At 52.2% G+C, this 22,336-nt stretch carries 17 protein-coding genes; 8 read left to right on the top strand and 9 right to left on the bottom strand.

Going from position 1 to position 22,336, the window contains the following annotated elements:
* Positions 1–15 precede the first annotated feature (15 nt).
* The 3 genes from JYB63_RS08845 to JYB63_RS08855 all read right to left on the bottom strand — a co-directional run bounded on the left by JYB63_RS08845 (position 16) and on the right by JYB63_RS08855 (position 5,649).
* On the bottom strand, positions 16–2,583 hold the full coding sequence (locus tag JYB63_RS08845) for an ABC transporter transmembrane domain-containing protein (RefSeq protein ID WP_205657493.1): 2,568 nt from the start codon (positions 2,581–2,583) through the stop codon (positions 16–18).
* A gap of 218 nt (positions 2,584–2,801) precedes the next feature.
* Positions 2,802–4,511, bottom strand: coding sequence for a methyl-accepting chemotaxis protein (locus JYB63_RS08850; RefSeq protein WP_205657494.1), 1,710 nt, complete (start codon positions 4,509–4,511; stop codon positions 2,802–2,804).
* Positions 4,512–4,749: 238 nt separating this feature from the next.
* Positions 4,750–5,649 carry a LysR substrate-binding domain-containing protein gene (locus tag JYB63_RS08855; protein WP_205657495.1) on the bottom strand — a complete coding sequence of 300 codons (900 nt, stop codon included), beginning with the start codon at positions 5,647–5,649 and terminating at the stop codon, positions 4,750–4,752.
* Between the two features lie 85 nt (positions 5,650–5,734).
* On the opposite strand from JYB63_RS08855, the gene JYB63_RS08860 reads away from it, so the two are divergent.
* On the top strand, positions 5,735–7,279 hold the full coding sequence (locus JYB63_RS08860) for a trimethylamine methyltransferase family protein (protein WP_205657496.1): 1,545 nt from the start codon (positions 5,735–5,737) through the stop codon (positions 7,277–7,279).
* An 84-nt stretch (positions 7,280–7,363) separates the two neighbouring features.
* On the opposite strand, the gene JYB63_RS08865 is transcribed toward JYB63_RS08860, so the two are convergent.
* Positions 7,364–7,930: a phosphoribosyltransferase gene (locus JYB63_RS08865; RefSeq protein WP_205657498.1), complete on the bottom strand. Its 567-nt coding sequence runs from the start codon at positions 7,928–7,930 to the stop codon at positions 7,364–7,366.
* Between the two features lie 416 nt (positions 7,931–8,346).
* Here JYB63_RS08865 and JYB63_RS08870 point away from each other — a divergent pair, with 416 nt between their 5' ends.
* Positions 8,347–9,645, top strand: a complete 1,299-nt coding sequence (locus tag JYB63_RS08870) for an NCS2 family permease (protein WP_205657499.1) — start codon at positions 8,347–8,349, stop codon at positions 9,643–9,645.
* A 78-nt stretch (positions 9,646–9,723) separates the two neighbouring features.
* Here the strand turns inward: JYB63_RS08870 and JYB63_RS08875 are convergent, their stop codons facing one another.
* From JYB63_RS08875 to JYB63_RS08885, 3 genes are all read right to left on the bottom strand, one after another.
* Positions 9,724–9,957 (bottom strand): Rho-binding antiterminator, encoded by a 234-nt coding sequence (locus JYB63_RS08875; protein WP_205657500.1) that lies wholly within the window; start codon positions 9,955–9,957, stop codon positions 9,724–9,726.
* A 35-nt stretch (positions 9,958–9,992) separates the two neighbouring features.
* Positions 9,993–10,196 carry a dodecin gene (locus JYB63_RS08880; protein ID WP_205657501.1) on the bottom strand — a complete coding sequence of 68 codons (204 nt, stop codon included), beginning with the start codon at positions 10,194–10,196 and terminating at the stop codon, positions 9,993–9,995.
* 139 nt (positions 10,197–10,335) lie between these two features.
* Entirely contained in the window at positions 10,336–11,439 is a 1,104-nt protein-coding gene (locus JYB63_RS08885; RefSeq protein WP_205657502.1) for an SPM autocatalytic domain-containing protein, read from the bottom strand.
* 916 nt (positions 11,440–12,355) lie between these two features.
* On the opposite strand from JYB63_RS08885, the gene JYB63_RS08890 reads away from it, so the two are divergent.
* From JYB63_RS08890 to JYB63_RS08910, 5 genes are all read left to right on the top strand, one after another.
* Positions 12,356–13,483 carry an aminotransferase class V-fold PLP-dependent enzyme gene (locus JYB63_RS08890; protein ID WP_205657503.1) on the top strand — a complete coding sequence of 376 codons (1,128 nt, stop codon included), beginning with the start codon at positions 12,356–12,358 and terminating at the stop codon, positions 13,481–13,483.
* Positions 13,484–13,727: 244 nt separating this feature from the next.
* Entirely contained in the window at positions 13,728–14,153 is a 426-nt protein-coding gene (locus tag JYB63_RS08895) for a GlcG/HbpS family heme-binding protein (protein WP_205657504.1), read from the top strand.
* Positions 14,154–14,240: 87 nt separating this feature from the next.
* Positions 14,241–15,491, top strand: coding sequence for a serine hydroxymethyltransferase (glyA, locus tag JYB63_RS08900; protein WP_205657505.1), 1,251 nt, complete (start codon positions 14,241–14,243; stop codon positions 15,489–15,491).
* A 64-nt stretch (positions 15,492–15,555) separates the two neighbouring features.
* Positions 15,556–16,941 carry an L-serine ammonia-lyase gene (locus JYB63_RS08905; RefSeq protein WP_205657506.1) on the top strand — a complete coding sequence of 462 codons (1,386 nt, stop codon included), beginning with the start codon at positions 15,556–15,558 and terminating at the stop codon, positions 16,939–16,941.
* 210 nt (positions 16,942–17,151) lie between these two features.
* Complete coding sequence (locus tag JYB63_RS08910) at positions 17,152–18,795, top strand: electron transfer flavoprotein-ubiquinone oxidoreductase (RefSeq protein WP_205657507.1); 1,644 nt, start codon at positions 17,152–17,154, stop codon at positions 18,793–18,795.
* A gap of 221 nt (positions 18,796–19,016) precedes the next feature.
* Here the strand turns inward: JYB63_RS08910 and JYB63_RS08915 are convergent, their stop codons facing one another.
* Positions 19,017–19,733, bottom strand: a complete 717-nt coding sequence (locus tag JYB63_RS08915; protein ID WP_205657508.1) for an aspartate/glutamate racemase family protein — start codon at positions 19,731–19,733, stop codon at positions 19,017–19,019.
* 85 nt (positions 19,734–19,818) lie between these two features.
* Positions 19,819–21,060 carry an NAD(P)/FAD-dependent oxidoreductase gene (locus JYB63_RS08920; RefSeq protein WP_205657509.1) on the bottom strand — a complete coding sequence of 414 codons (1,242 nt, stop codon included), beginning with the start codon at positions 21,058–21,060 and terminating at the stop codon, positions 19,819–19,821.
* Positions 21,061–21,871: 811 nt separating this feature from the next.
* On the opposite strand from JYB63_RS08920, the gene JYB63_RS08925 reads away from it, so the two are divergent.
* Complete coding sequence (locus JYB63_RS08925; protein WP_205657510.1) at positions 21,872–22,336, top strand: tripartite tricarboxylate transporter TctB family protein; 465 nt, start codon at positions 21,872–21,874, stop codon at positions 22,334–22,336.

Genomic DNA, 22,336 nt, shown 5'->3' on the forward strand with positions numbered 1-22,336 from the left:
CCGGGCTTTTCAGGGCTAGTTGAGCGCAACCAGTCCTTCATTGTCGATCCGGAAATTACGGCTGTGCAGCGGTGTATACACGGTGCCACTGCGCAACAGAATGATGGTCAGTTCCGGCATCAGATGGCGAATACCTTCCAGCATTTCCAACTGCTCATCCGGCGTTTTGTGTTCCAGAGCATCATGCAGAATGAGGATTTTGGGCCGTTTCACCAGGCAGCGTAACAGCTGGATATTCAGCTTGGCCGCTAGCGGGAGACGTTCGCCCCGGATACCCACCGGAGAAAGACCGATGGTGATCAGCACCAGTGATTCTGCGTCGTTGGCAATCAGGGCCTGTTCGACAATTTCCACCAGTTCTCCATGATTACCGTTATGATTCGGTGATACTTCAATGCCCCAGACAAGGTTTTCCATGACACTCAGTCTGGCGTTAATCCGGTTTTCGTTCAGCGGTTCAAGCTCAGTGAGAATCTTTTGTTTATCCTGCTCGATCAACCAGTGACGCAGTTCGACTATCTGTTTCTGCAGATCTGCGTGGATATGTTCTTCACCGGAGTCGACAATCCGTACCTTCAGGGCCATTTCCAGCAGGAACTCACAGGCCGGCAGATAATCCGGACGGCCGATGCACTGGGTCAGCTGATCACGGATGCACTCGCTGTCATACTGGCTGAGGTGCGGCTTCAGCTGGCCCTCAGGCCCCACTTCGCACAGCTCCTCAATGATGTTCTTGGAGACTTGCTCACCGGCATCCCGCAGGGGTTTATACAGGTTTTGCTGCTGCAGAATGCGGACAAACTCATCATTGCCGGTCAGGGCCCGGATCAGCGGTACCTCATCTTCTGACTTGATCAGACCAAAGCCGATATTTTCCAGCACGGACAGGTGCGGGTGGTAGCTGTTGATGTCGAAGCGCTTCACATAGTGGTCCAGCTGCTGGCTGTGCCACTGATGGGTCAGGTCGTTACGGGTCTCAATAAACTTTTCTTCGATGACTGTCGGCATATCCGTCGGGTCGAAATAGTCTTTCAGGCCCAGCTCAAATACCATCCGCCGGGAACCGATGGCCACCATCATTTCCTGCAGCCAGTTGCGCATTTCCCGCCAGTTTTCCACCCCGGCCATGTCGAAGTCTGTCCAGATATCGTGGGCGCTGGCCGGGCTGTTACCGGAGGCTTTTGCTTCTTCGATTTCAGTTAAACGTGCCGGTGTCAGGTCGGCGGTGTCTTCTTCAGGCGGTTTGCGGCGCAGACCATAGTTAATGTTCTGCAAGATAGTACCGTCAAACAGAATCGGTTCAGGTCCCGCATAGCTGACATTGCGGGTCAGGCGCTCGGTGGATATCTGGTTAATTTCCTGATCGCCATAGCTGATATAACCTGCTGCGGGACGGTCAGTACGCATCAGGCTTTGCGCCATTTTACGCAGCAAAAACGGACTGTTGGAGTGAATGTTAACCAGTTCGCCCTGTTTGACATCCAGGCTGATGTTCTGGGCAATGTATTCACCCCGGTCATTTGTCAGATACAGGCTGTTCAGGCTGACGTCGCCGTTGAGGCTCTGCGGTTCGTCTTCGATAGCCGGTATCGGCTGAATAATATCCGGTGGATCAAAGTTTTCCAGAATCTGTTCGTAGCGAATCTTGGCATCCTGATACTGCTGGTAGTACGCCAGAAGCTCTTTCCAGGGGGCGACAAGGTCTTTGTAGGCGGTCAGGGCTGCTACCAGTGCGCCCATGCTCAGATGGCCCTGAATGACCAGCACGCCGCCAACCGCATAAAACATAATCGGTGGCAGCTGGTTGAGGAAGTTATTGATGAACTTCATCAGGAATTTTTGCTGAAAAATATTCAACCGGATGGTGAACAGCTTGCCCAGAATCTGGGAAAAATGTGCCAGATGATAGTTGTGGGTGCCGTAAATCCGGACTTCACGGTTGCCGTCGACACTCTCACCGATCTGGCTGGCCAGTACCCGTACCTGCCGCACCCGTTCTTTTTTCAGGGCGTTCAGTTTTTTCTGCATGCGGGGAATGATGTAGGCCTGCAGCGGGATCATTGAAATCGCCACGATGCCAAGAATCGGGTCCTGAACAAACATAAAGGTCAGGATGGTAATCATGGTGCCGCCCTGGAACAGGGGCTGGGCCAGACTGTCGCCGATAAAGCCGGCCAGCGGTTCCGTTTCAGAGGTGACAGTGGCGATTATTTCACCCTGAGATACCCGCTGGAACTGACCGGGAGGAAAACGCAGAACCCGCTCCAGCAGCAGGTAGCGCAGCCGGCGTACCATGCGTTCACCGATCACGCCCTTATAGGTGTTGATGCGCATTTTAAATGCACCGCTGATCAGTACGGTCAGCAGAAGCATGCCGCTGAGCAGCAGAAGGAATTCGATTGGCTGCCATTCCATGCCCAGAAAGCTACTGGTTTCGGCGCCATCGATTGCCCCGTTAATGATGGTTTTGGGCAGTTCCAGGGACAGATAGAGGATCGGGAAAAATAACAGGGTCAGCAGCAGTACACGTATCTGATCACGCAAACTGTAGCGGTAAATAAACTGAGTTATACGACGATCCATAATGATTTCCCGGTGGCTTCGGCCCATAGATGGGGGCTCAACACTCAGCCTTCAATAGCAGGCTGGAAAAATAACTGTCAGTTTTTTGAAGATACGTCCATATAGCCTAGCAGCCAGCGTAGGCTAAATGGCCCGATTATATAAGATGTGACACGAAAAATTTTAATATGTGCATTTTCAGACGTGACAGAAACAAAAAGGACGTCAGCGCGCCGGTATCAGTTGATACAGAAGCGCTGGCTGTTGGTCTGTAGCTGATTGGCCAGTACGGCGAGTTCTTCACTGGCGTGGCTGGTTTCCCGGGTGGATGAGGAGGTTTCTTCCGCAACCCGCCGGATGTTGGTGATATTGCGGCTGATTTCTTCAGTGACTGCGCTCTGTTCTTCGGCAGCACTGGATATCTGAATATTGAAACTGCTGATTTCCCGGACGGCGCTGGCAATGCTGTTCAGGGCCTGGCTGGCGGCATCGCTCTGGGTCAGCACTTCGTTGCTTTGCTGCTGGCCAGCTTCCATGGCTGCCATGGCAGCCTCAGAACCCTGTTGCAGGTCTTCGATCAGGGTGCGGATCTGGTCGGTCAGGTTCTGGGTGCGGGAAGCCAGTTCGCGCACTTCATCTGCTACCACCGCAAAGCCTCTGCCGGCTTCCCCGGCCCGGGCGGCTTCAATGGCGGCATTTAACGCCAACAGGTTGGTCTGCGCTGCCACCGACTGAATGACATCCAGCGCGGCTGAAATGCCCTGGGAGCTCTGGTTGACGCCGGAGATGATGCTGGCGGTCTGGTTAACCTGCTGTTCCAGAGCCTGCATACCGCTGAGGTTATCGCTGACCACCCGGATCCCTTCATTGACCGCATTGGATGCGGTTTCAGCAGTCTGGCTGGCGTTTTCTGTTACATTGGCAACATCGCTGGCGGCACTGGCCAGCTGATTGATGGCGGTGGCGATCTGGTCGGTTTCATTGTATTGCTCGCTGACAGCGGCATTGCTCTGGGTTGAAATGGCTGACAGTTCTTCGGAAGCCGACGCCAGCTGACCGGATGCCATACAGACTTCTTCGATACTGTTACGCATAATACTGAACAGGTTATCCAGATCCCGGGACAGGTGCCCCAGTTCAGTATTGCCGGAAAGGTTAATACGGCGGGTCAGATCCAGATTGGTGGCGACATCATCAATGGTATTACGTACATGGTTGATACTGCGGATGATCTGGCGGCCAATCAGATAGCTGATCAGTAAAATCAGCAGGGTAGCAATGCTGCCAATGACAAGCACCAGGGTAATGGCCTGTTCCTCATGGGCTTCAGCCCGCTTGCCGGCGGCTTCTGTAAAAGCGCTCAGATCCAGCAATACCGTTTCAACTTTCTGATTGAGAATATCTTCTTCCTGTTCCACTTTACGGCTTAGCTGATCGGCTTCGGACAGGTTACCTGCGGCCAGTACCGTAAATACCTCATGGGCATGTTGTTCGTAGGCGCTGTGCATCTGAGCGATCTGGGCAAATTCGGCTTCAAACTGCTTTAGCTTTGCAAGGTCGCCCGGATTGGTGGCGTGTTCTTCTGCCAGGAGCACGAAGCTTTGTGCCTGTTTCAGGGTGCTGTCTACTGTCTGGCTGAGGCTGTCAAAGTGCTGGCGGGCTTTTTCAAAACCGGTTCGGGCATAGCTGTTGTCCTCCAGGGTCATCAGGGTGCCGTAGTGCAGGCTGCGTTCGAACTCAACGGACTGTTCCAGTTGTTTGAGGGCCGTTTCGGTGACCATGGAGGTCATTGGGATATCTTCTTCGGCAACGGCAACCAGCTCGTCCCGAATATTCAACAGCTGAACAGTGGTGCTGCTGATAACTGTAAGCAGAGCAATGATTGCCAGCGATGACAGGGTGATGAGCTGGTGTCTGATAGAGATGTTTTTCAGCAGGCGTTGCAGCATGACTATAGTCCTTTACGGTCAGATACAGAGTGGCCCGTAAAACACGGGCTGTAATAGGCTTAAGCTACAGCGTAGTAGGGATTTTGCCCCCGTCAAAAAAATATTGGCAGTATTAAAATAATCGATACTCAGTTTGTGTAATGTTGCGATTCAAGCTTTTAAATCAGGCGGTTAGGCGAGCCGTTATGCGGTGTTGGCAGGCCGCTCACACCGCATTGAACAGTATCGCACTGAAGAGTTACTGCATTTCTTTCAGGAGCCAGTCGAGCAGAGCTTTGGCATTCGGGTTAAGCGGCTTGTGTTCCGGCGCAATAATATGAAACGGCTGATTGGTGGCAATCTGCTGTTCAAACGGGGCGACCAGTTTGCCCTGCTGGATCAGTGGTCCGACGATGTGTTGCCAGCCCAGCGCCAGCCCCTGACCTTCCATGGCTGCCTGCAGAACGATGGAGTAATCGTTGTAGGTTTCATCGCCCCGTGAACTGTGCGGTGAAAGATTGCAGTCATCAAAAAAGTGCTGCCAGTTGTACCGGGAGTTATAGCGTTCCTCCAGATGAATCAGGGGAATGTCATTAATGGCGGATAGATTGTGCAGCTGATGCTTGTAGGCAAATTCCGGACTGCATACGGGAGTCAGTACTTCTTCTGCAAACTGCCAGCGCTGAAAACCGGTTTCCGGGGCGAGTCCCAGTGGAATACACAGGTCGAAGCGGCTTTCCTGCAGGCCCTGATCTGTATCCTGGGTAATGCAGTGCAGCTGTACTTCAGGGTACAGGTGCTTAAAGCGGGCAATCCGGGGCATTAGCCAGTGACTGGCGACAGAGGTGGACACCAGCAGGGTGATTTTTTCCGGCTGGGTATGGCTGAGTGCTTCTTCCAGCCCGAGCTGGATTTCCGCCAGCCCGCGCTGAATACGCCGGGCCAGTTTTTCACCCATTTCCGTCAGAATGACCCCTTGCGGGTTACGTTCAAAAAGCTCTACGCCGAGGCGTTCTTCTAACTGGCGAACGCCATGGCTGATGGCCGGTTGGCTGACATTCAGGGTATCGGCGGCCTTGGTAAAACTGTTTTCCTGGGCGGCCAGATGGAAGGCCAGAATGGATCTGCTGGTTAGCAGGTGCATATTAATTTTTTTCATATCGGGCATTATCACAAGGCTAGTGGCTAGCCCAGTCTAGCGCTGATAAATTGGTTTCACAAATCAGGAATTAGCGGTCAGTGCCATGAATTCAAATAATAATATACGCCCATCCCGTAACAGTCGCCGACGCCGTCAGGTTCGACAGGAAGCTGCCCCTCAGCCGGCTGCTGCATATATTCAGCGCAATATTCCCCATTACAATTTGCTGAGTGATGAGGGGCTGGAAGCCATTGAGCATCATGCGGAAATTATCCTGCATGAGTTCGGTATTCAGTTCCGGGATGATCCGGAAACGGTGCGGTTATTTGTGGAAGCCGGTGCTGAAGCGAAAGGGGATATTGTGCATTTTCCTCCGGGGCTGATCCGCAAGCTGATTGCCACCGCACCCGCTGAGTTTACCCAGCACGCCCGTAATCCGGCCCGTACTGTGCAGATCGGCGGGAATAATACGGTGCTGGTGCCGGCCTACGGCTCGCCATTTGTGTATGACCTGGAGAAAGGCCGTCGCTACGGATCACTGGAGGATTTTCAGAACCTGGTGAAGCTGGCCTATATGAACCCGTATCTGCATCACAGCGGCGGTACGATTTGTGAGCCGGTGGATGTGCCAGTGAATAAGCGTCATCTTGATATGCTTTACAGCCATATGCGTTATTCAGATAAAGCGTATCTTGGTTCAATTACCTCGCCGGAACGGGCGGCAGATTCAATAGAGATGTCAAAGATTCTGTTTGGCGATGATTTTGTGGATAACAACTGTGTGGTGATGGGCAATATTAACGCCACTTCACCACTGGTGTTTGACGGCGATGTTACCCGGGTAATCCGTACCTATGCCGCTGCCGGGCAGGGTATGGTGATATGTCCGTTTGTGCTGGGCGGGGCGATGGGGCCGGTAACACCGGCGGGTGCGGTTGCTCAGGCGCATGCAGAGTCGCTGATTGGCGTCGCCCTGACTCAGATTGTCCGTCCGGGAGCGCCGGTGATTTACGGTAACTTCCTGACCACCATGTCATTACGTAACGGTTCGCCGACCTTTGGTCAGCCGGAAGCCAGCCTGGCGTATTTTGCCATTGGTCAGCTGGCCCGCCGGGCGGGTTTACCTTTGCGTTGCGGCGGTTCGTTTACGTCATCCAAGGTATCTGATTTTCAGGCCGGGCAGGAAAGTGCGGATGCACTGATGCCAGCGCTGCTCTCCGGTGCCAACTTTGTGCTGCATTCGGCAGGCTGGCTGGAAGGTGGCCTGACCATGGGCTTTGAGAAATTTATGCTGGATGCCAACCGGCTGGGCATGATGGCGAAGATGATGGGCGGTATGGCGCTGGATGAGAATGCCTTTGCGCTGGATTCGTACCGTCAGCGTACCGAGCATAATGAACACTTCCTGGGTACTGCCCATACCATGGCCAACTATACGGATGTGTTTTATGAGTCGAATACGGCAGATGCCAATTCTTTTGAACAGTGGGAAATAGAAGGCAGTAAAACCGCCGAGCAGCGTGCCCATGAGCTGTTTAAGAAGCAACTGAGCGAATATCAGGCACCGGAGATTGATCCGGCGGTGGATGAGGCGTTGCAGGCTTATATTGCTACCAAGAAAGAGTCGATGCCGGACCGCTGGTATTGAGCAGGTTGTGGGGATAACAAACGGGCATAAAAAAAGGCTGATCCGGTAACGGCTCAGCCTTTTCTAATATCGCGGTTGCGAAAATTACATGCCGTATTCTTCGTAGATCTCTTTCAGACCTGGCTTATTGGCAATGGCTTCTTCGCGGGTTAGGCCCTGAAGCTCGTGCGGGAATACCAGCCAGTCAGAAGATTCGTGGATGAAGTAATCCGGAACCAGACCGTCAGTCTTGTTATTCGCCGGCTTGTACCATGGGGTAGCAATGCGGATGTCGTGTGGCGTGTTCAGACGGGCTTTTTCTTTCAGCGTCTTGATCACAGCTTCAACACTCAGACCGGTATCAAATACATCATCGACAATCAGCAGTGAGTCCGGGGCATTCACGTTACGGATCAGGTAATCCAGACCGTGTACGCGGACTTCTTTAGCACGGGAATCGATGCCGGTGTAAGACGAGGTACGGATCGAAATATGGTCGGTTTTTACATCCAGGGTTTCCAGCAGTTCCTGTACGGCGATGCCCACAGGTGTACCCCCACGCCAAACACCGACGATGAAGTCAGGACGGAAACCACTGTTGTACACCTCAATTGCCAGACGGAATGAATCTTCCAGCAGCTCCTGAGCGCTTAAATATACTTTGTTAACCATAATCGGGCCTATCTTCTGCTGACCGGGGATCTTCCCGGTGCCGCTGAATTTTTAAGTGGGGTTCTGCCAGAGTCAATTCTGCCCGGCGTCTGTTAATCAGATGCCGTTACTGAGACCAGTAAAGGAAGAGCGTCGCTTCAGGCGTGAACAAATACGACATTATAGTGAATAACCTTTGCGCTGTAAGCTTGATGTGGGCAGTTTTTGTATTTTTTTACCATCTGGTATGACCAACAGTCTTGTATCTCGAAAGCACTCCCTATAGCCTTAGCCGCTTTTTTCGGGCAGTGCTTTTGGGGCGGGTAAAAATAACCATAAAACCGGCTGCAAACTGACGGCAATAACAATAATCAGCCTTAAGCGACACCATTCACCGCGACGATAAAATTTTCCATTTCTGAGAAGGATGACTGAGCATGCAAGCTCTGATGAGTTATTTCAAAATCGCTGAACGTGGCAGCGATATTAAAACCGAGATCCGGGCGGGTATTACCACCTTCCTGACCATGTCTTATATTCTGTTTGTAAACCCGCAGATCCTCAGTCTGGCGGGCATGCCTGCTAACGACGTAGCGATTGCGACGGCGCTGGCAGCGGCAATTGCCACCATGATCATGGGTATCTTTGCGAACTTCCCGTTTGCACTGGCACCGGGCATGGGCCTGAATGCTTACTTCACCTTCGGGGTGGTAAAAGGCATGGGCGTTGACTGGCAGATCGCGCTGGTGGCGGTTTTCCTGGAAGGTCTGATCTTTATGGCACTGGCAATGACCGGTGTACGTACCAAACTGATCAATGCAATTCCCCAGTGCATTAAGATTGCGACCATGACCGGTATCGGCCTGTTTCTGGCCATTATCGGTTTTCAGGGTGCGCAGCTGACGGTTGACCACCCGGCAACACTGGTAACCCTGGGTAACCTGCATGATCCGGGGGTGCTGCTGGCGCTGGCGGGTATTGTGCTGATTTCTGCACTGATGATCCGTGAAGTGAAAGGCGCGATTCTGATCGGAATCGTGACAGTTACCCTGATTGCATGGTTTACCGGTCTGGCACCTGCCCCGGAAAGCATTGTGGCAATGCCATCCCTGCCGAAAGAAACCTTCATGGCGCTGGATTTCTCCCAGATCTTTAATGCCACGCTGATCACTGTAGTGATCGCCTTCCTGTTTGTGGATATCTTCGATACCGCCGGTACCCTGATGGGCGTTGGCCGTCTGGGGGGCTTCCTGAACCTTAAAGGTGAGCTGCCGGGCGCAGACCGTGCCTTTATGGCGGATGCCACCGGTACCACTGCCGGTGCATTAGTGGGAACCAGCACCGTAACCACTTACATTGAGTCGGCTACCGGTATTGAAGAAGGTGGCCGTACCGGTCTGACCGCGGTGGTTGTGTCCATTCTGTTCCTGTTGTCACTGTTCTTCACGCCGCTGTTTACGGCTGTACCGGCGCTGGCAACGGCCCCGGCACTGATTGTGGTGGGTGCGATGATGATGTCTGCCGCCCGTGAAATGGACTGGACCAAGCTGGAAGATGGTGTTCCGGCTTTCCTGACCATCATTGCGATGCCGTTCACTTACTCTATTGCCCACGGTATCACCCTGGGTGTGATTTCCTTTGTGCTGATCCGGATTCTGACCGGCAAGCTGAACGAGATCCATCCGCTGATGTGGGGTCTGGCGGTTGCGCTGGTTGCCTACCACGGGTTTATGTAAGCCGTTGAGTGATATAAAAATCCCCGCTGTTGCGGGGATTTTTTTTGCTTTTTTAACAGCGCTTGTAAAGAGCGCCTTTTAATAGGGCAGGGAAGAGCTGATCAGGTCGAGACGGATGCGGCGCTTTTCGCCGTCCGGTGTATCGGCGATCAGGTATTCTTCGCTGTTACTGATTTCAATGTCCATGAAGCGGAGCGTTTCGATGTGTTCTCCGGCATCATCATGCCAACTGACGATGTGTTCAGCCTGGCGCATGCAGGCCAGTTCATAACCGTCGTGCAGTTCACACTGAATGGGTTGATAGTCTTTCATAGTGTTCCTTAGCCGGTCTTGTCAGAGAGCCGGGCTCAGAGGCGGTAGCCTACTTTGAGGGTTACCTGATAGTGGCCGACCTTGCCGCCAACGATATGGCCGCGGGTTTCGGTGACTTCAAACCAGTCCAGATGGGTGAGGGTTTTGTTACATTCGGCCAGCGCGTTTTCAATGGCGTCTTCAATGCTGGTTTTGGACGAGCCGACAATTTCTACTTTCTTATATACATGATCAGACATCTGTGTCTCCTCAGGTCAGGGAATCTCGGAAAACCTGATCTCAGTGTACGCAGAATTTCACGTTATAGGCAATTGGCGGATGAATAAAGGCGGCCCCCGCTGCCTGGCTGGGGGGAATGGCAGGGGAGCCGCAGACCGGTCAGACGACCATGTCAACCTGCTGGACCGAGCCGGAACCTCCCGCTTCTGTCAGATAAAAGCCGGTGGCCCGAACCCGGCCATTGGTCTGGTTATCACTGCCTTTAATGTCGAACGGGGTTTCGGCAGATCCCAGATAAATCGCGCCGATGCCCCGATCAGCCAGTGACTCTAGCTTGTCTTCAGTGGTGGTTTTGGTCCACAGCTGGAGGCTGTCGAAGATACTGTCGTTTTCATCGATGTAGCCGTTGCCGTCTTCATCGTACTGGGCGAGATCGGCAAAACCGTCGCCACTGCGTGCGCCGAACAGTTCGCTGCCGTCGTTAATCACGCCGTCGTTGTTTTTATCCAGGGCCAGCATGGCGCTGTTGCCGTTCAGGTAGCTGATCAGTTCAGCGTCGCCGTCGGTGTCCAGGTCAAAGCTGTATTTCTCATCACTCAGGTCGGCGGCTTCCCCCTGGAAGTTAATGATCAGCGGGTCAGCGAAGGTGACTTCTTTGGTCATTTCGAATTCCCGGGTTTCGGTGTAGCTGCGTTCCATCTTCAGTTGCATGGAAAGATCAAATTCACGGCCGTCGGCGGTTCTGACGATGCCGCAGCTGGAGAACTCCGTGCATTCATATTCAGACACGGTTTCTTTCATTTTGACCGTGACCTCAAGTTTGGCAGGCTGAATTTCTGGGGATTGTGGCGTTTCTCCGGCGTTTGCCTGCTGGATCTGACCAATCAGTGCCATGATGCTGCTGTTGTCTGTAGTGGCCGTAACCCGCTGGCCACTGACGGCCTGTAACAAACCCTGAAACAGGCGGTCGTGGGTCAGCTGTTGCTGGTCAGTAATCTGCTGTTGTTCCGCCGTGTCGCGAAAGCGGAAGCCTTCGTCGGTCATAATCAGAATGGACGGGGTAGTATTCTGTCCGTCGTCTTCCGTCTGGCTGTTATCAGTTGTCTGGGAAGTATTGGCCAGATCGCCCGGCTCAAAATAGTCTTTGGCATCGAGAAAAAATTTACCGAACTGCAAGCCGCTGGTCAGTGATGCGCTGAAGCTGCGGGATTCGGTCTTTTCATGACTTGCACTCAGATTGATGTAACTGGTGTCGATGATCATTGTCATACTCCGTGTCGTGCTGAAAATAGCACCCGTCCCGGTCGTCGCTGTCAGCCTTTGCAGGTCACCTTTACTCCATGGTTTCCTTATTTAGCGCGCAGGTTCCCCTGTGCCATCAGACTGAGCGGATAGCGGAAAACTGTCTGCAGGCCAGACGCCGGACGAGCATACCCCTGGGAAACGGAATCGGTGCCGGCCGTTTGCCGACAGATTCAACTGTTCCCATTTCTTCGGGCAAAGGGGGGCTGTGACATCTGATAACGCAGATACCCCGGCTCGAAACTGTGCACTGAAAATTACAACTGGCGCGTGGCGTGCTGCTGCAGTCAGTTTTCTGGCTGCAAGGAGGCACCTGCCTGTCTGAGCGGTAAGTCTTTAAAACTTACCTGTAGTGGCCTAATGCGTTGATTTTCAATGTTTTATAGCTGCTTCTGTAAAAAAACGTCGTAATGCTTACTCCTGTGTGGATAACCTGTGCCGGCTGATAGCCCAACTGTCGGCGTCGCCTGTAGCTGCCGTTAGTTCGTTCATTTCAACCGGCCGTGCAGGTCGAAGTTAAAAACTGGCAAAAGGAATAAAGCAAAAAGCGGGCCTAAAACGAAAATTCTGTTATGCAAGAAAAATTTCTTATCGTGAAAACGAAAACAGGCGGGGATAAAACAGGGGTTCTGGATCCAGTAAGGTCGATAAGTTGGCCTTATCTGTGTCGATATTTGTCTAAAATGCGGCGATATTACGCACTTTTGCCCAGGGGGATTCCGTTAGTCTGTAGGCTGGCGCTATTCGCTATATGACGTTTGGTATTAGTCGCGCCGGTACAAAAAATATACATTTTTTGTTTACGACGCTTGCCTTTTAAAAAGTCTTAAGGCAGCATCGTGAAAAAATAATTACAAATTTCACGAAGAGCATAACAATGACTAATATTTCATCTCCTGTGGATCCTAACGGTCTGCTTGAATATTCCGTGGTTTATACCGACCGTTCCCTGAACCACATGTCCAAATCTTTCCAGAGCGTGATGAACGATATTTCCCGCACTCTGAAATCTGTTTATCAGGCTGACGCTGTTGCTGTGGTACCCGGTAGTGGTACGTTCGGTATGGAAGCGGTTGCCCGCCAGTTTGCTAACAACAAGAAAGCGCTGGTTATCCGTAACGGTTGGTTCAGCTTCCGCTGGACTCAGATTTTTGAAATGGCTGACCTGCCATCCAGCTGTACAGTAATGAAAGCCCGTCAGACTGAAGAAGGTAGCCAGGCGCCTTTCGCACCGGCACCGATCGATGAAGTTGTGGCTGCAATTCATGCTGAAAAACCGGATGTTGTGTTTGCACCTCATGTAGAAACCTCTTCTGGCATGATCCTGCCGTCTGATTACATTCAGGCTGTTGCTGAAGCCGTTCATGCGGTTGGCGGCCTGTTCGTACTGGACTGCATTGCTTCCGGTGCGATCTGGGTAGACATGAAAGCCCACGGTGTTGATGTACTGATCAGCGCACCACAGAAAGGCTGGAGCGGTTCTCCTTGCTGCGGTCTGGTGATGATGAACGAGCGCGCCCTGGCTGTCCTGGAAACCACTGAAAGCAACAGCTTTGCCTGTGACCTGAAAAAGTGGCTGCAAATCATGAATGCCTACGAAGGTGGTGCACACGCGTATCACGCGACCATGCCAACCGATTCACTGGCCAGCTTTGCCCAGGTGATGAAGGAAACCGAAGAATACGGTTTTGATAAAGTCTGTGCTGCTCAGCAGGAGCTGGGTGACAAGATCCGTGCACTGCTGGTCAGCAAAGGCATTAAGAGTGTTGCTGCTGAAGGCTTCCAGGCACCGGGTGTTGTGGTTAGCTATACCGGTGATGCCGGATTCCAGAATGGCAGCAAGTTTGCTGCTGAAGGTATGCAGATCGCTGCGGGCGTACCCCTGCAGTGTGATGAACCGGCAGATTTCCAGACGTTCCGTCTGGGGCTGTTCGGTCTGGATAAGCTGTACGATGTTGATGCAGCTGTTGCCAAGTTTGAGCAAACTCTGGAGAGAGTTCTGTAAAGAACTGGAGTTTGTTCTACCGTCGCGGCGCTCATAGCTGAGCGCTCCGGGCACCTGCGGTGATCCCGCAGGCAGGCCCGGGAATCAGCGTTTTGTCACGCATTGCGGAATCTGCCGGTAGGTTACAACTGGTACGCAGATTTCATATTAGGGCACCGAAAAAATAACAAATGTAGTGAAAAACGATACCGGACGTCAAAACCCGGCTATGATGTTTTTCAAACAAACTTAAATGGTGAATCAAATGAGAATGATGCCGAAGCTGACGTTGCAAGATGCGCAACTGATCATGCAAGCCTGCGTTGCAAAAGCAGAAGAAATTAACGTTGATATGGATATTGCCATCACTGATGACAGTGGCAACCTGCTGATGTTCCAGCGCATGGATAATGCCCGCATCACCAGTATCGATATTTCTATGGGTAAGTCTTTTACCGCCTCCGCCGCCCGTAAATCCACCCGTGAATACGGTGAAGTAAGTGTGCCGGGTAAACCTGCGTTCGGTATCAATACCAGTAACCAGGGCCGTTTTTCCATTGTTGCCGGCGGTGTACCGATTTTTGCCGGTGAGCACATTGTTGGCGGTGTGGGCTGCAGTTCCGGCACCCCGGATCAGGATGAAATCGTTTCCCAGGCCGGTGTGGACGCGTTTCTTGCGTCACTGAAGTAATCCCTTTTTTTGAATTGATTCCGGGCCCGGTTTTGCCGGGCTCGTTTAGTTGCCGGTGTCTGTTTATCGGCAAGAGGTAAGAAGAATATGTTTAATAAACAAGACCGTATCGACGCGTTTGATGCAGAGCTGTGGACCGCAATGCAGGCTGAAGAAGCCCGTCAGGAAGAGCACGTTGAGCTGATTGCATCTGAAAACTACACCAGCCCGCTGGTTATGCAGGCCCAGGGTTCCGGCCTAACCAACAAGTACGCGGAAGGTTATCCGGGTAAGCGTTACTACGGTGGCTGTGAGCACGTTGATGTGGTTGAACAGCTGGCGATTGACCGTGCCAAAGCGCTGTTCGGTGCCGATTACGCGAACGTACAGCCGCACTCCGGTTCCCAGGCGAACTCTGCTGTCTACATGGCGCTGTGTGAACCGGGTGATACGGTTCTGGGCATGAGTCTGGCCCACGGTGGTCACCTGACTCACGGTTCTAAAGTGAGCTTCTCCGGCAAGATCTATAACGCGGTTCAGTATGGTCTGAACGATGCCGGCGAGATCGATTACGCAGAAGTTGAGCGTCTGGCGAAAGAACATCAGCCAAAGATGATCGTGGCAGGTTTCTCCGCTTACTCCCGGATTATTGACTGGCAGAAGTTCCGTGACATCGCCGATGCGGTAGGTGCTTACCTGTTTGTGGATATGGCACACGTGGCCGGTCTGGTTGCGGCGGGTCTGTACCCGAACCCGGTACCGGTGGCGGATGTTGTCACTACCACGACCCACAAAACCCTGCGTGGCCCGCGCGGCGGTCTGATCATTGCCCGCGAGAACGCGGAGATTGAGAAGAAGCTGAACGGTGCGGTATTCCCGGGTGGCCAGGGTGGCCCGCTGATGCACATCATCGCTGCTAAAGCCGTCGCATTCAAAGAAGCACTGGCCCCTGAATTCAAGGATTATCAGCAGCAGGTTCTGGATAACGCCCGGGCAATGGCTGAGGTTTTCATCGAGCGTGGTTACGATGTTGTCTCCGGCGGCACCGATGATCATCTATTCTTATTAAGTCTGATCAAGCAGGGCATTACCGGTAAAGACGCCGATGCTGCACTGGGCCGGGCCAACATTACCGTGAATAAAAACTCGGTACCGAATGATCCTCAGTCTCCGTTTGTTACCAGCGGTCTGCGGATCGGTACACCGGCGGTTACCAGCCGCGGCTTCAATGTTGATGATTGCCGTCAACTGACCGGCTGGATCTGCGATGTACTGGAAGACATGGATAACCAGGCCGTTATCGATGATGTAAAAAATAAAGTTCTGGCGCTGTGCGCAGAACATCCGGTTTACCGCTAAGCGATAAGCCACTTACGGGCAGGGTATTCAGGCGGTGAGGGCCTGAATACCGGAGGGCAAAAAGATGAATATCAGCGTTTTTGATCTGTTTAAAATTGGTATCGGACCGTCCAGTTCACATACTGTGGGGCCAATGCGTGCGGCACTGGACTTTGTGGCTAAGCTGCGTGAACGCGGCTGCCTGCAACAGGTCAGCGGTGTGAAAATTGAACTGTTCGGTTCACTCGGCGCGACCGGCGTGGGCCACGGCTCCGGGCCGGCAGTCATTCTGGGTCTGGAAGGTCAGGCACCGGAGACAATTGATCCTGCGTATATGCAGCCCCGGCTGGATGAGATTAAGCAGCAGGCGAAGCTGTCGCTGGACGGTGAGCATGAGATCAGTTTTGTCGAAGACGATGACCTGCTATACATCTTTGCCCCTCTGCCACAGCATCCGAACGGCATGCGTTTCAGTGCCCGAGACGCAGCCGGTATCTGTCTGTATACCCGGGAGTATTTCTCGGTTGGCGGCGGTTTCGTAGTGGATGAAGATGAAATTGAGTCGGCAGAACAGGCGGTTCATGACGATGACGATACGGTGCTGCCATACCCGTTCGAAACCATGGAACAGTTATTAGGTCACTGTAACGCCAGTGGTCTGTCCATCAGCGAAATTATGATGGCTAACGAGACTGTACATCGCAGTGCTGAAGAGGTCCGTCAGGGCTTACTGGATATCTGGCATGTAATGCAGGCCTGTGTGCAGCGTGGCTGCGATATCGACGGCACACTGCCCGGTGGCCTGAACGTTAAACGCCGTGCCCCTGAGCTGTATAAAAAGCTGATGGGGCGCCCTGAAGCTGCCCTGCGTGATCCGCTGTCTGCGCTGGACTGGGTGAATCTGTACGCCCTGGCAGTGAATGAAGAAAATGCCGCCGGTGGCCGGGTTGTAACAGCTCCGACTAACGGTGCGGCAGGTATTGTGCCGGCAGTGCTGCACTATTATATGCGTTTCTATTATTCCGGCAGTGAGAGCGGTGTGGTGCGCTTCATGCTGACCGCTGCAGCGGTGGGGATGCTGTGTAAGCGCAATGCGTCTATCTCCGGTGCTGAGGTAGGCTGTCAGGGCGAGGTAGGTTCTGCCTGTGCAATGGCGGCGGCCGGTCTGGCGGCGGTATCCGGCGGTACCCCTGAGCAGATTGAAAACGCAGCAGAAATTGGCATGGAACATAATCTGGGTCTGACCTGTGACCCGATTGCCGGTCTGGTACAGGTGCCCTGTATCGAGCGTAACGCGATGGCCTCCATCAAAGCGATTAACGCCAGCCGTATAGCCCTGAATGGTGATGGTGAACACTTCGTCAGCCTTGATAAAGTAATCAAGACGATGCGGGATACCGGCGCCGATATGCAGAGTAAATATAAAGAAACTTCGCAGGGTGGTCTGGCGGTTAACGTAATCGAGTGTTAAAACGCGACCTTTGACGACGCATTTGGCTAAATATTGGACACTGGTCTTATTGCGGCTACGATATGTCGTTTTTAGTATGTACCCAAGAGTGAAAAGTCGTAAATAATACCGCTTTCCCGAATGCGGGCTATATCCCTGTGGATAAAGCCTTTTTCGGGCAGCAATAATAAACAATAAAAGAGCCAACCAGCTTAATAGAGGTAGTGAGTAATGGAACGCGAATCCATGGAATTTGATGTCGTCATCGTCGGTGCCGGACCTGCAGGTCTGTCTACCGCATGTCGACTGATGCAACTGGCCAACGAGAAAGAGCAGGAACTGACCGTCTGTGTGGTCGAGAAAGGTTCCGAAGTCGGTGCACATATCCTGTCCGGTGCGGTGGTTGAACCCCGCGCACTGAATGAACTGTTCCCGGACTGGAAAGAGCAGGGCGCCCCGCTGAACACCGCGGTGACTGAAGACCAGATTTTCATGCTGAAAGATGCTGAAAACGCGAAGAAAATTCCAAACGCACTGGTTCCTAAAACCATGCACAACGAAGGCAACTACATTGCCAGCGTTGGTAACCTTTGCCGCTGGTTGGGTGAGCAGGCTGAACAGCTGGGTGTTGAAGTATTCCCGGGCTTCCCTGCTGCAAACGTAATTTACGGTGATGACGGCCGTGTTGCCGGTATCGGTACCGGTGATATGGGTATCGACGCAGACGGCGGTCAGAAAGATTCTTACATGCCGGGTATGGACCTGCTGGCCAAGTACACCATCTTCACTGAAGGTTGTCGCGGTCACCTGGGTAAAGAACTGATTGCCAAGTTCAACCTGGACGAAGGTAAAGATGCCCAGCACTACGGTATCGGTATTAAAGAACTGTGGGACATCGATCCGGCTAAACACCAGCCAGGTCTGGTTGTACACGGTGCCGGCTGGCCACTGACTGACGCCAGCGGCGGTTTCTTCCTGTACCACACTGATAACAATCAGGTGGTTGTGGGTCTGATTACCGACCTGAACTACTCGAACCCGCACCTGAGCCCGTTCGATGAGTTCCAGCGCATGAAACACCATCCGGAACTGAAACAGTATCTGGAAGGCGGTACCCGTGTTTCTTACGGTGCCCGTGCGATTGCTAAGGGTGGCCTGAACTCCCTGCCGAAAATGACTATGCCTGGCGCACTGCTGCTGGGTTGTGATGCCGGTACTCTGAACTTCTCCAAGATCAAGGGTACGCACACTGCAATGAAGTCCGGCATGATTGCTGCTGAAACGCTGTTTGATGCCCTGAGCGCCGGTGATGAAGGCGGTCGTGATCTGACTGCTTACGCTGAGAACTTCAACGATTCATGGCTGTATGAAGAACTGTACAAGAGCCGTAACTTCGGCCCTGCAATGCACAAGTTCGGTACGATTCTGGGCGGTGCATTCAACTTCATCGATCAGAACCTGTTTAGCATTCCGGTTACCCTGCACGATGACAAGCCTGATTATGCTGAAATGAAGCTGGCCAGCGAGTGCCCGGTGATTGAATATCCGAAGCCGGACGGTGTGATCAGCTTTGATAAGTCTTCTTCTGTGTTCTTGTCGTTCACAAACCACGAAGAAAATCAGCCGTGCCACCTGAAACTGACAGATGCGTCTATTCCGATGACGTCTAACCTGCAGAAGTTTGCAGAACCTGCACAGCGTTTCTGTCCGGCGGGTGTTTACGAAATTGTTGAAGACGATGATGGCTCACAGCGCTTCCAGATCAACTCGCAGAACTGCGTTCACTGTAAGACCTGTGACATTAAAGACCCTGCCCAGAACATTACCTGGGTAACCCCTGAAGGGGGCGGCGGTCCTAACTATCCAAACATGTAAGCTTGAAAAAAGCTTGTGAGGAAAGCGTGACAAAACCCATTGGCCGCGCTTTCTTCGAGACCAGTTTTGGCTCAGGCAGCGTAGGGATACGTTGCCAACTTTTTTACCTTGTGTATTAACATGTGTAATAAACCTCTCCCGGTTTGGGCAGAGGTTTTTTTTTGCCAAAAAAAAGAGCAGATGGACTGCTCTTAATACTTGAAGCATAAGGGAGGACGCTGTCAGGCAATGGTCCGGTTAACGGTTGCAGCAACCATCCGGGTCAGGCTGGTCAGGTCGAATACCGGCAGTGCAAAGCGCTTCTGCAGGGCTGGCGCGAAATGCGACAGGTCGGTACATTCCAGCACAATTGAGCCCACTTCCGGATTGTTGTTCAGCATGTTTTCAACGACGGTGCACAGTTCCTGTTCGAACAGCGCCATATCAAGATCATTGTATTTTGCCTGAAGGATCACGTCGCTGAACTGTTTCTGATCCTGCATACCTGCAACCACAATCGGTTCATCAGCAATACCGACACCGGTTAAATGATCGGCTGTCAGGGCTTCGCTATTCGCCACAACCACGCCGACTTTCTGGTCGGATCTGAGCATGCGTGATACCAGGGGTACCTGAATCAGGCTGGACATAAAGACCGGAATGCCAACGGCGTCCGCCAGGGCTTTCTGGTGCAGTGCTAAAAAGCCGCAGCTGCCGGTAATGGCTTTCACGCCTTCGCTTTCCAGCTCTTTAGCCGCATCAATAAAAGGCTTCAGCAGTTCCGGGTCCCGCTCGCGGATCAGGCGGTCAATGGTTGCGCCTTTAACGGTTTTATACAGAATTGGGAAGTCAAAACAGGCAGGGTGTTTAATGTGCCCGTTTGGTTTAGGGAAGTAAGATTCCAGGGAGATGACTCCGACAGGAACGTCACAGATGTTATAGCCACCCTGTAAAATCATAGTGATACCTTTTTGTTAATGGGTTTATACGGAATAAAGTGTAAACAATGTTCGTGATAACCGGCGAATAACCGTTATACCTGTGTCAGCTGAAGCGCTCAGGTGCAAAAGCTTCCAGGTCCACACCACCGGGTTCGCCCTGTATCGCACAGGATATCAGCTGACCGGTGACGGCACCGAAGGTCAGCCCCAGATGGCCGTGGCCGAAGCCCAGGCTGATCTGAGGATAACGTTTCAGCGGGCCGATGACCGGCAATGAGTCCGGTGTTGAAGGCCGGCTGCCGACCCAGGTTGATGTGATGTGTGGCGTTTCACCGAGCATGACTTTGGCATGTTCCAGCATCGTCTGTGCTTTGGATTCATCCAGCGGTGCATCCGCTGCCGCAAACTCAGCGGTACCGGCGAGCCGGACACCACCGGACATCGGTGTCAGAAATACGGATTTGTCTAACCAGCCGACAGGACGCTGCAGTTGTTTTTCACCAAGATCCAGCGTCAGGTGATACCCCCGCTCGCTGACCATAGGCATTTTAACGCCCAGCGGTGTTAACAGTTCTTTGGATGCCACGCCGGCGCAAATAACCAGATGGTCGAAATCAAGGGTTTCATCCGTCAGCTTTACACTGACGCCGGGAATCTTTGGTGTAACGGATAAGGCCTGATCGCGGAGGATTTTACCGCCGTTATTGGTGAAGTGTTCTGCATATCGGCGGCACAGCCCCAGCGGGCTGACGGTAAACCGGGTATCCGGATAGAAAACACCGCCGGCATGAAAGGCCGCCAGATCCGGTTCCAGATCTGCTACCTGACCGGCGTTCAGAAATTCAAGGTTAACCCCTTGCTGGCGGCGTTCAAGCAGGTCTCCCTGCTGTGCATTCTCAAAGTCCTGCTGATCAGCAAACAGTCCCAAACAGCCCTGTGCCTTGACCAGATCATGCGCGCCACTGATTTTGAGCACGGTTTTATCGGCCTCTACGGTGTGCTGGTGTAACTGGGATAAAGCGACTTTGCCTTTGGCGTAATTGTCTGCGAAACAGGCTTTGAAAAACCGCCAGCCGTAGGGGAGCAGTTTAGGAATATAGTTGCTATGCATTGAAAGCGGGCTGGAGCTGTCCATTAACAGCCCCGGCATTTTCCGCATCATGGAAAAGCGGGCGAAGGGTAAACGTGCATAGTCGGCAAACAGGCCGGCGTTACCAAAAGATGCGCCCATGCCCGGCAGGTCTTTGTCGATAAGGGTGACCTGATAACCTGCTTTTTGCAGCCATAGTGCCGTCGATAAACCCACGACACCGGCGCCAATAATGCCAATCTGAGAATCTTGCATAATCACGTAACCCGCTGAAAACAGGCCCTAAATATTCTTATCGTCTTTGGAGTTAACCCGCTGCAGATTACCTGTGAAAAAGTTTGATGGTCTGCAGTGAGCATTGGCAGTGAACACCTGTAATGCATTGGCGGGAAACCCCGGGCTCAGGTGGACACTTAAGGTTTTAAAATGACAAGGGCAAGGGAAATCACGACTTAAATTTAAGTGGGAATGGATATACCGGCATCTGAAATTTAGCGTTTTGGTTTTGCACTTATTGTTATTTTTGGCCTGCTTTTATTCGGGCCCAAACCTTCACGAACTTATTATTTGCGGCAATCTTTATAATCGCAAATCGTATTTTTTTAAGATTTCATCAGATTTATTTATGTTTTTATAATGTGACCGAATTCGGACTGTGCCGCTTATCAGGGGTAAAGCTGATGGCTGTATTTGCGGTCAGGAAGCCGGCAATCTGGTGCTGAATATGTGTCGGATACCGGCGGTTGTGGCCGTTTATGCGGGGCTTCCGGCTTGTATAAGCCGAATGAAACAGGTTAATTCTGTCTTGAATAAAAACATAAGCAGAATTTATATAATCAAATATATTTTCGATTTGTATCTATGAACGGTTGAATTAGACTGGTTAATAATCGCGCACTGTCACCAGGGAATATATAAAACAGGATTTCAGGGTTTGTTGCCCATCAGTCTGCTGTTACTGAGAGATTTACAACAACGCAGCAGATGTCAGAAAAGCGCCAATAATTAAATAAATGCCCGTCCTTAAAAATACCGAGGCATATAACAATAAAAATTCGGAGGACCAATGGACAGACGTAAAGTCGATGTCGTACTTGCGACCGTGCTCATTATTATTTCCCTGATCATACTTACCAGTGATCAGCTGGTGGAAGGTGGCGCCGAAACTGATTTAGGTTCGATGTTCCTGCCCCGCATTGTTGCGGTACTGATCATAATTTTCTCCGCCACCATCGGTATTGAGTCTCTTAAAAAGCTACTACAGCGCAAAGAGATGGAAGATAAAGAACTCATTGTCACGAACGGTTATGGCGGCATCTTTATCTACATCGGTATTTTCATTGCCTACTGGTTGCTGGTGCCTGTTTTAGGCTTCCTGGTTACTACGCCTTTTGTAATGTTCAGTGTTGCGCTGCTGCTGGGTGGCCGTAACTGGATACCAATAACGGCTGTTTCGGTGATTACACCGATCCTGATTTTTTATGGTTCCAGTCACTTCCTGCGGGTGTTTCTGCCCACCTGGTCACTGTAA

Source organism: Aliamphritea spongicola (genome assembly GCF_017051665.1).
Lineage (GTDB): Bacteria > Pseudomonadota > Gammaproteobacteria > Pseudomonadales > Balneatricaceae > Amphritea > Amphritea spongicola.

Bases quoted from the DNA above. Each gene is read 5' to 3' on its own strand.
- JYB63_RS08845 (WP_205657493.1), bottom strand. From the start codon at position 2,583: ATGGATCGTCGTATAACTCAGTTTATTTACCGCTACAGTTTGCGTGAT.
- JYB63_RS08850 (WP_205657494.1), bottom strand. From the start codon at position 4,511: ATGCTGCAACGCCTGCTGAAAAACATCTCTATCAGACACCAGCTCATC.
- JYB63_RS08855 (WP_205657495.1), bottom strand. From the start codon at position 5,649: ATGAAAAAAATTAATATGCACCTGCTAACCAGCAGATCCATTCTGGCC.
- JYB63_RS08860 (WP_205657496.1), top strand. From the start codon at position 5,735: ATGAATTCAAATAATAATATACGCCCATCCCGTAACAGTCGCCGACGC.
- JYB63_RS08865 (WP_205657498.1), bottom strand. From the start codon at position 7,930: ATGGTTAACAAAGTATATTTAAGCGCTCAGGAGCTGCTGGAAGATTCA.
- JYB63_RS08870 (WP_205657499.1), top strand. From the start codon at position 8,347: ATGCAAGCTCTGATGAGTTATTTCAAAATCGCTGAACGTGGCAGCGAT.
- JYB63_RS08875 (WP_205657500.1), bottom strand. From the start codon at position 9,957: ATGAAAGACTATCAACCCATTCAGTGTGAACTGCACGACGGTTATGAA.
- JYB63_RS08880 (WP_205657501.1), bottom strand. From the start codon at position 10,196: ATGTCTGATCATGTATATAAGAAAGTAGAAATTGTCGGCTCGTCCAAA.
- JYB63_RS08885 (WP_205657502.1), bottom strand. From the start codon at position 11,439: ATGATCATCGACACCAGTTACATCAATCTGAGTGCAAGTCATGAAAAG.
- JYB63_RS08890 (WP_205657503.1), top strand. From the start codon at position 12,356: ATGACTAATATTTCATCTCCTGTGGATCCTAACGGTCTGCTTGAATAT.
- JYB63_RS08895 (WP_205657504.1), top strand. From the start codon at position 13,728: ATGAGAATGATGCCGAAGCTGACGTTGCAAGATGCGCAACTGATCATG.
- glyA (WP_205657505.1), top strand. From the start codon at position 14,241: ATGTTTAATAAACAAGACCGTATCGACGCGTTTGATGCAGAGCTGTGG.
- JYB63_RS08905 (WP_205657506.1), top strand. From the start codon at position 15,556: ATGAATATCAGCGTTTTTGATCTGTTTAAAATTGGTATCGGACCGTCC.
- JYB63_RS08910 (WP_205657507.1), top strand. From the start codon at position 17,152: ATGGAACGCGAATCCATGGAATTTGATGTCGTCATCGTCGGTGCCGGA.
- JYB63_RS08915 (WP_205657508.1), bottom strand. From the start codon at position 19,733: ATGATTTTACAGGGTGGCTATAACATCTGTGACGTTCCTGTCGGAGTC.
- JYB63_RS08920 (WP_205657509.1), bottom strand. From the start codon at position 21,060: ATGCAAGATTCTCAGATTGGCATTATTGGCGCCGGTGTCGTGGGTTTA.
- JYB63_RS08925 (WP_205657510.1), top strand. From the start codon at position 21,872: ATGGACAGACGTAAAGTCGATGTCGTACTTGCGACCGTGCTCATTATT.